Origin of the sequence: Nitrospina gracilis 3/211, assembly GCF_000341545.2 — a bacterium.
GTDB lineage: Bacteria > Nitrospinota > Nitrospinia > Nitrospinales > Nitrospinaceae > Nitrospina > Nitrospina gracilis.
The window spans coordinates 1,552,928-1,561,116 of the sequence record NZ_HG422173.1; the positions used below are offsets into that span (position 1 = coordinate 1,552,928).

The following is an 8,189-nucleotide window of genomic DNA, read 5'->3' on the forward strand; positions in this document are numbered from 1 at the left end:
CCTTTCTGCTAACCATTGAACTCCCCACGAAAATCCATGAGATTTCGCCTGATTGCCTCGCCGTGGGAAACCTGTCATAATTAGCGCCATGAAAAAACTGGTCATCATCGGGGGCGGCATCGCCGGGCTGGCGGCGGCGTACCGCGTTCAGGAAGAGTTCAACAACGGGCAGGGCGACATCGACTGCACCGTGCTGGAAGGCTCCGACCGCTGGGGCGGCAAGATCTGCACGATCCGCGAAAACGGGTTCATCTTGGAACGCGGGCCGGACAGCTTCATCACGCAAAAACCCTGGGCGCTGGAGCTGTGCAAGAAGATCGGCCTCGAGGGCGAGCTGATGAGCACGCGCCCGGAAACCCCCAAGACCTACGTCTATCTGAACAAAAAGATGGTCACCCTGCCCGACGGGCTGACACTCATGGTGCCGACCAAGTTCCTGCCGTTCGCGTTGTCTCCCCTGTTCAGCATTCCCGGTAAGATGCGCATGGCGATGGACCTGGTCCTGCCGAAAAAGTTCAGCAACCGCGACGAGAGCCTGGCGTCGTTCGTGCGCCGCCGTCTCGGTGAAGAGGCGTTGCAAAGGATGGCGCAACCGCTCATGTGTGGCATCTATTCCAGCGATCCGGAAACGATGAGCCTGCACAGCACGTTTCCCATGTTCTCGCAGACGGAGAAGAAATACCGTTCGTTGATCCTCGGCATGCTGGCGGCGAAACGCCAGCGCATGAAAGCCGCGCCCGCCCCGCAACCGAAAAAAGGCTACACGCCGTTCACGTTTTTCGTGAGTTTGAAAAACGGGCTGGGGTCGATGATCGAACGCATCATCGAAGAGTCGCCGGACATCACCTTCCGCAAACAGACGCGGGTGAAGGCGCTCCTGCAGAAAGACGACGGCTGGCAGGTGGAGCTGGACACGGGCGAGCGGCTGGAAGCCGACGCGGTGCTGGTGACCACGCCCGCGAATGTGACGGCGAAGTTGTTCGAACCGGTGGCACCGCGCGCGGCGGAGTTGTTGCACCGCATTCCGTTTGTCTCCACGGCGGCGGTGACGCTGGCGTTCAAGAAAGAAACGTTCAAGCATCCGCTCAACGGTTTCGGTTTCGTGGTGCCTTACAGTGAAGGACGCAAGATCAGCGCCTGCACGTGGGTGACGTCGAAATTTTACGGCCGCGCGCCGGAGGATTACGTCTTGCTCCGCTCGTATGTCGGCGGCGCGTTGAACGAACCATACGCCGAACAATCGGAAGAAGACATCTACAAAACCGTGCTGGGCGAGTTACAGGACATCATGGGTTTTGATAACGAACCCGAATTTTACAAAGTGTTCCAGTACAAAAAAGGCAACGTGCAGTATCATGTCGGCCACGGCCAATTGATCGAGTCCGTGTACAACGAACTGAAACCGTTCCCCGGCTTGTACGTTGCGGGCAGTGCCTACCACGGCGTCGGCATTCCCGACTGCGTGTTGAACGGCACCCGCACGGTGGAGTCGGCATTCCGTATCCTGCGCGGGACGGCCGCCGAAACCTCCGCCGGATGATATTCATGACGGCGGATCATCTCAAATAGAATTCAGGAGAGTTCCGAATGAAATGGGCCTCTAGCATATCGACGGGCGAGACCATCGAACAGTGCATCGAAGAGACCGCGAAGGCGGTCCGCGAGCAGATGGGCGACAACGAAATCCATCTGACGGTGATGTTCGTCTCGCCGCACTTTAAGGACAAGCTTCCGCAGATTCCGAAGCTGTTGCGCGAGCAGTTGTCGATCGGCACCCTTCTGGGGTGCACCGGCGGCGGCATCATTGGTGGCGGGCAGGAGGTGGAGCAGCAACACGCGTTCAGCCTGACCTGCGCGCACCTGCCGGGCGTGACGATTCAGGAAATCCAAACCGACACCATGGCCCTGCCCGATCCCGACACCGCGCCCAGCGTGTGGCGCGAATGGCTGGGTGTGCCTGCGGAATCCAACCCGCAGTTCATCCTGCTCGCCGATCCCTTTTCGTTTCGCGGCGAGGAGTTTCTGGCGGGCATGGATTTCGCCTACCCCAACTCGGCAAAGGTCGGGGGACTCGCCAGCGGTTCGCATTTCCAGGGCGGCAACGTGATGTACATCGGCGACCGCATGTACAACAACGGCCTCATCGGCGTGGCACTCAGCGGCAACATCCAGCTCGACACCATCGTTGCACAGGGATGCCGGCCGATCGGCCAGCCCATGAGCATCACCAAGTGCAATGAATATTTGCTGGAGGAAGTGGACAACAAACCGCCGATCCAGGTGCTGGAGGAGATGGTGGAGACGATGAGCGAAAACGACCGCAAGCTCATGCAGACGTCACTGTTCCTCGGCATCGAGATGGACCCGTTGAAGGACGATCCAGGGCAGGGGGACTTCCTGATCCGCAACCTCATCGGCGTCGATCGCGAGAGCGGCGCGTTGTCCATCGGGGCGCCATTGCGCGAGGGCCAGTTGGTGCAGTTTCACCTGCGCGACAAGGTGATGTCGGACGAAGATTTGAACGTCATGCTGAGCAAGTATTCGAAGCAGGGAAGGGGCGACGATGCCTGCGGTGCGCTGTTGTTTTCCTGTCTCGGCCGGGGGCAGTATCTGTATGGCGAGGCCAACCACGATTGCAATGTGTTCAAGGACAAGCTGGGCGAGATTCCGCTCGGCGGATTTTTCTGCAACGGCGAGATCGGGCCCGTCGGGCAGAACACCTTTCTGCACGGCTACACCAGTTCGTTCGGCATCTTCCGTCCGGCGCCCAGTTCCGTTTGAGGTCCAACCCAAAACAATGCATTTCATCCGATAAATAAATTGAGGAGGAGAACCATCATGCCTGTCAACATTCAGGTGTCGTCGACGCCGAATGAAAACGCGTTGAAATTCACACTCGACAAACCCGCCATCGAAAGCGGGCACAAGACTTATCCCAATAAGGAGGCGGCGGCAGAGTCGCCGGTGGCCACGGCGCTGTTCGGTATCGAAGGCGTGATCAGCGTGTTTCTGATGGCCGACTTCATCACCGTCACCAAGCGTCCCGATGTTGGCTGGGACGTTATCCAGCCCACCGCAGAGGCCGCCATCAACAAAGCTTATGAATGAGAGACTGATCCACGCACCGCCGCTGGAAGCGGGCGACCTGCCGTGGTTCAACGCGGCCCGGCCGCTGGACCTGCCGGAACTGAAGGGCAAGGTCGTTATTCTCGACTTCTGGACGTTCTGTTGCATCAACTGCATCCACGTCATCCCCACGCTCAAGCGCATAGAAGAAAAGTTCGCCGAGCACGTGGTGGTCATCGGCGTGCACAGCCCGAAGTTTCCCGGGGAGAAAGTGACCGACAACGTCGAACGCGCCATCCGGCGGTACGAGATCGTGCACCCGATCGTGCACGACCGCGATTTCAAAATCTGGAACCGCTACGCCATCCGCGCGTGGCCGACGCTCGTGTTCATCGGGCCGGACGGCTACATTCTGGGTCAACTGCCCGGCGAGCCGAACGCGGATCTGCTGGAAGAGACGATGAACAGCCTGGTGAAGGAACTTCGCGAGAAAGGATTTTTGCAGGGCAACGCGGCGGACTTGATCCAACCGCTCAAACCTGAAACGAAAAGCGAGCTCAGCTTTCCCGGCAAGATCGCCTACAGCGAAAGCGACAAACTGTTCGCCGTGGCCGACGCCAATCACAACCAGGTGGTGATAGCGGACAGGGAAGGAACGATCCGGCATCGCATTGGAAGCGGAGCTGTGGGCAAGGCCGACGGCGGGTTTGAAGAGGCGTCGTTTTACCGGCCGCAGGGATTGTGTTTTCAGGACGACGTGGTGTGGGTGGCGGATACGGAGAATCATCTGCTCCGCAAAATCGACTTGAATTCAAAACAGGTGACCACGGTTGCGGGTACGGGCGATCAGGGTGGGTTTCTGCGCGACACGCATCCGGCGAAAGAGACGGCGCTGAGTTCGCCGTGGGATGTGTCCCTGCACGAAGGCGCATTGTATTTTGCCAACGCCGGCACGCACCAGATTGGGCGCTACCACATTGCCGCGGACACCGTCGAGCAGTTTGCGGGAACGGGAGCGGAAGCGCTTCAGGACGGGCCGCGCCTGCAGGCGCCGTTCGCCCAGCCCAGCGGGTTGACGGTGGGCGACGGCAAACTGTTTCTCGCCGACAGCGAAACCAGCGCCATCCGTTCCATCGAACTCGGAGGGCAGGGCAAGGTGGAGACGTATGTCGGTACGGGCTTGTTCGACTTCGGCGACCGCGACGGGGTTGGAAAGGAAGCCGTGCTTCAGCATCCCCTGGGGGTGCATTACGTCGAGGGCGCGGTGTTCATCGCGGACTCGTACAATCATAAGATTCGGGTGCTGGACCTCGCCACGCACGAGGTGCACACGGTGGAGGCGTCGGTGGACATTGTGTGCGACGACAAGCGGTGCACGCGGTTGTGGGAACCCGCGGGGGTGCTGTGCCTCGACAAGGTGCTGTACGTTTCCGACACCAACAACCACCGTATTTTGAAAATCGACCTCGATACCGAAAAGACCGAAATTTTTATCGGCTGATGTCCGCCTCGCAGAAACCGATGCAGGGCCGGATGTATGCTATGATGACCTCCAATTTATAACCTTCGCTTACCGAATCCATGTCCGATCTCTTTAACTGGTTCGACAATTTTCTTGCTCAACTGCCGCCGTTATTGCAGTTGATTGCCGGCCTCCTGGGCGGCATTGCCGTGTTCAAGCTGCTCAGCTGGTTCTTCGCCCTGCTCAGGGGCGAAAACAAAACGGAATAAAAGAAAACCAGTTCCAAAATAATCTGAAAAAAAGAAAAGGGCCGGCGCCCCCGCATGGAGCCGGCCCTTCCCATTTTAGGCAAGTTACTTGGAGGAGTCTTGCCAAATACACCGCCAGGTGGCAGTGTTAAGTTGGTTGCCGTTGAACGGCACTACCTTCTTGCTGTCATTATAAAGAGCAAATTGCATTCCAAAATCACGTTTTTCCTCCCCGCCTGCGGCATTTCTTTTCGAGCAATTTAATAACGGCTTGATTTGATTTAATCTGCCGGGCAAGAAGGTTTTGGGTCGATCTTAAGAATATTTGTTGAAGTCGAGATTCCTCTCAAAGCGATGGGTTTTCTGCCCAGATTTGAAATGAAAAATGACAAAAATGGTCAGTACGTTTGTCAAAAAATGACACGTGTTTCCTGATACAGGTTGGATGAAGTCAGTGGCTTCCCGCTAAAAAAGGCCAGCCATCCGGGGGGGCCGGCGAATGCCCGAATCCGCTGGTTCCGAATGGCTGGTCGTTGCGTAGATTAAGATCAAGATGAACGGTGGAATTCAGTTATTGCGGAATTGGGTGAGTTGCGCCCATGAAGCGAAGTTTTGCCCGATTTTCAAATGCCGCAAGTGCGCCTGCTGGGGTTCCCATTCACAATACTCGTGTTCCTGGGGGAACAGCTGGTCTGCCTGGCTTTCAGAATACATGTGATCCAGGTTGAATGCCTCGTTCGAATTCACAACCTTTTCGTCCCATTCCGTTGCCGCGGGGGGAGGCACCGGGTTTTCCTGCGCGCCGGGCTGGACGAATTTTTTGTAAAAAATCGTGCCCGTTATAAAAGACATGAGGGCGAGAAGGCCTCCGGGATACAGGTTCAAACCTTCACCCATCTCACCGGATTTGGAATGCACGCAAAACGCCAGCACGTTTTCCATGGAAATGGCGACAATGATCAAGCTGAGCAGGGGGATGAATATCGGGCGGCTGAGTTTCATCTTGCAATCCTTTCTGAATGACCGATTCATGTTCTGCCTCCTATAGAGCAATCCCCGTTCCAAAACTTAAGACAGTCGATATATTTTTTGCCAGCTTGTTGACCGAAATCCTAAAAAGCCTTGAATCAGGCTGATTTAATCTCAGGTTAAAAAGCGGAGAAGGGATATTCATTTTTGATCTGGTAGTTTCGTCTGTACCGATGTCTGGGCTTTGGGGACAAATTTCGTCACAAAAATACGGAATCTGGGCTCGTAGACAAAAATTGTCAAAAGGGGGGACGGGTTACAGGTTGAAAGCGGTGAGGTCCCGGGCCAATACGATTTCGCCGTCGAATTCCTTCCGACATTGTCCCAGAACAGTGGCATCGTCGCAGGGGGGGTAGAAGTGGGTGAGGCACAGGGTTCGGCATCTGGCTTCCCGCGCCATGCGTCCGCAAATGGAGGGCGTTGAATGCTTTTCCACTTTCATCTCATCCGGCGTCGAGCATTCGATGATCATCAGGTCCGCGTCCTTTCCCAGCACCGCGAGGTTGGGATGGTATTCGGTGTCGCCGGAGATGGCCACGTTCTTCCCCTCGGTATTTTCAAAGCGGTAGCCCCGGCTCATCTCGATGTGCTGAACCCGCGCGGTGGTGACGCGCAAACCATCGTAAACCCGGGTTTCCTCATCCTGTTCGAGAATGTTCACCTGGTAGGTCTTCGGCACCAGCCAGTTGTTGAACGCGCTCATCAAATTGTCGAAGTAGGCACGGAATCCCGGTGCGGCGACGATGGGCAGGTCTTTCGTCCGCGGGTCGCCGGGGTACTGACTGCCAAACAGCAGGTAGACCAAGTCGCACATGTGGTCGGGGTGATGGTGGGTGAAGAAAATGCCGTCGATGTCGTGGTAAGTGATGCCGAGGCGAAGCAGCTGATGCACCGTGCCGTAACCGCAATCGACGAGGTACCGCTTGCCGTCATTTTCCAGCAGGACGCCTGCCGAGTTTCGCTTCAGATCGGGAACGGCGGTGCCGGAACCGAGGATGGTGACCTTCATGAAAGCCCCTGAAATCATTATAATAAAAAGGGTTTGGTTTGCCGTATCCCGGTAAGTATAATAAAGGAACGTTGCCGTTCAAATGAATTTCACACTCACTCAAGGTGGTTTCATGCGTTCAGGTTTCTTGCTCACGCTCCTGCTGATACTGTGGACAGGTTTGATGGGGTCTGTTGCTACGGCAGCGGATGCCCCGCGATTCCAGAAAAACGGAAACGGAACGGTGCTGGATAAGCAGACGGGTCTGATGTGGCAGGCGAAGGATTCCTACCACGAATTGAAAGAGGGCATGAACTGGTACGATGCCCTGGAATACGTCAATAAGAAAAACGCCGATAAATTCGCCGGGTACAACGACTGGCGTCTGCCCACAATGGATGAACTCAACGCATTGTGGGATGCACGGCGGCCTTTGAGCAGCAAGGACGGAGAACCCATCGGGCTTCCGGAGGCGTTTGAAGGTGGGGGCAGTTATTATTTGTGGAGCCGGGACGAACGCAATCTGGATCATGCCTGGTACTTCGGGCTGGGACAGAATGAGGACTATTTCAACCTCAAGGACCTGGGCGACCTGGACCAGGGGGTGCGGATGGTCCGCGAGCACAAACCATGACCGGCAATGCAACGGGGGAGACCAACCCACTCATTTAGGGGACCTCAGGCAATGAAAACTTTTTTCAAGGGTGGAACGGGGTTGTGGAACACGCTTGCGGCATTGGGCGTCCTCGCCGCATTTCTCGTTTTCGTCACCCCTGCGGGCGTGTTCTCACATGGCGAACAGAAACACGAACACGATCTGGAAAACCTGCCGGACAAACCGGAGGGAATGATCCAGTTTGAAGGTGAAGGCAAGGACACCCCCACGCCTGGATCGGAATACATGGAACCGGCCTCCAAGGGCGACATGAAGATGGATCACGGCGGCCACGACATGGGTATGGATCATGGCGGCCATGATATGGGACACGATATGGGCCACGGCGGTCATGACATGGGTCACGACATGCATGGTGGCGGACAAAAGGACCCGTTCCTCACCCGCGGTGAGCATGACCTGTCCAACATCCAGCAACCGCAGACGAAAAGCCAGGCTCTGCTGGCGCGGGGTCGCAACATCTACCTGCATATGTGTGTGTTCTGCCACGGCAAGGATGGAAACGGCGGCGGCGAAGCGGTGGATTACCTTTATCCCTGGCCGCGCGATTTCCGCAAAGGCATCTTCAAATTCCGCTCGACGCCCACCGGCACCCTGCCGCGCGATGAAGGCCTGTACCGCACCATCATCAAGGGCGTGCCCAACACCTCCATGCCCGCCTGGGAAGCGGCGTTGTCTCCACAGGACACCTGGGCCCTGGTCAACATGATCAAGAGTTTT

Annotated in this window: 9 protein-coding genes; 7 read left to right on the top strand and 2 right to left on the bottom strand. The window is 56.7% G+C overall.

The genetic code is table 11. The annotated features are described in order from the left end of the window. Positions 1-88: 88 nt before the first annotated feature. From hemG to TX82_RS16220, 5 genes are all read left to right on the top strand, one after another. The gene (gene hemG, locus TX82_RS07400) at positions 89-1,540 is read left to right on the top strand and encodes a protoporphyrinogen oxidase (RefSeq protein ID WP_005008840.1); all 1,452 of its coding nucleotides are present in this window, start codon (positions 89-91) and stop codon (positions 1,538-1,540) included. A gap of 47 nt (positions 1,541-1,587) precedes the next feature. Then, complete coding sequence (locus tag TX82_RS07405) at positions 1,588-2,781, top strand: FIST signal transduction protein (RefSeq protein ID WP_005008842.1); 1,194 nt, start codon at positions 1,588-1,590, stop codon at positions 2,779-2,781. Positions 2,782-2,838: 57 nt separating this feature from the next. After that, positions 2,839-3,108 carry a NifU N-terminal domain-containing protein gene (locus TX82_RS07410; protein ID WP_042250810.1) on the top strand — a complete coding sequence of 90 codons (270 nt, stop codon included), beginning with the start codon at positions 2,839-2,841 and terminating at the stop codon, positions 3,106-3,108. Further along, positions 3,101-4,567: a thioredoxin-like domain-containing protein gene (locus tag TX82_RS07415; protein ID WP_005008844.1), complete on the top strand. Its 1,467-nt coding sequence runs from the start codon at positions 3,101-3,103 to the stop codon at positions 4,565-4,567. The genes TX82_RS07410 and TX82_RS07415 overlap by 8 nt, the downstream gene beginning before the upstream one ends. Before the next feature lie 80 nt (positions 4,568-4,647). After that, the gene (locus TX82_RS16220) at positions 4,648-4,797 is read left to right on the top strand and encodes a hypothetical protein (RefSeq protein WP_005008846.1); all 150 of its coding nucleotides are present in this window, start codon (positions 4,648-4,650) and stop codon (positions 4,795-4,797) included. A gap of 546 nt (positions 4,798-5,343) precedes the next feature. On the opposite strand, the gene TX82_RS07420 is transcribed toward TX82_RS16220, so the two are convergent. Together TX82_RS07420 and TX82_RS07425 are read right to left on the bottom strand one after the other, a co-directional pair. Further along, positions 5,344-5,778, bottom strand: coding sequence for a hypothetical protein (locus tag TX82_RS07420; RefSeq protein ID WP_042250813.1), 435 nt, complete (start codon positions 5,776-5,778; stop codon positions 5,344-5,346). A gap of 283 nt (positions 5,779-6,061) precedes the next feature. Beyond that, complete coding sequence (locus TX82_RS07425) at positions 6,062-6,814, bottom strand: MBL fold metallo-hydrolase (RefSeq protein WP_005008851.1); 753 nt, start codon at positions 6,812-6,814, stop codon at positions 6,062-6,064. 112 nt (positions 6,815-6,926) lie between these two features. Here TX82_RS07425 and TX82_RS07430 point away from each other — a divergent pair, with 112 nt between their 5' ends. Both TX82_RS07430 and TX82_RS16700 read left to right on the top strand, forming a co-directional pair. Continuing rightward, positions 6,927-7,427: an Lcl C-terminal domain-containing protein gene (locus TX82_RS07430; RefSeq protein WP_005008854.1), complete on the top strand. Its 501-nt coding sequence runs from the start codon at positions 6,927-6,929 to the stop codon at positions 7,425-7,427. 51 nt (positions 7,428-7,478) lie between these two features. Further along, positions 7,479-8,189 (top strand): c-type cytochrome (locus tag TX82_RS16700; RefSeq protein WP_042250815.1); only part of this gene is annotated, 711 nt, incomplete at its 3' end.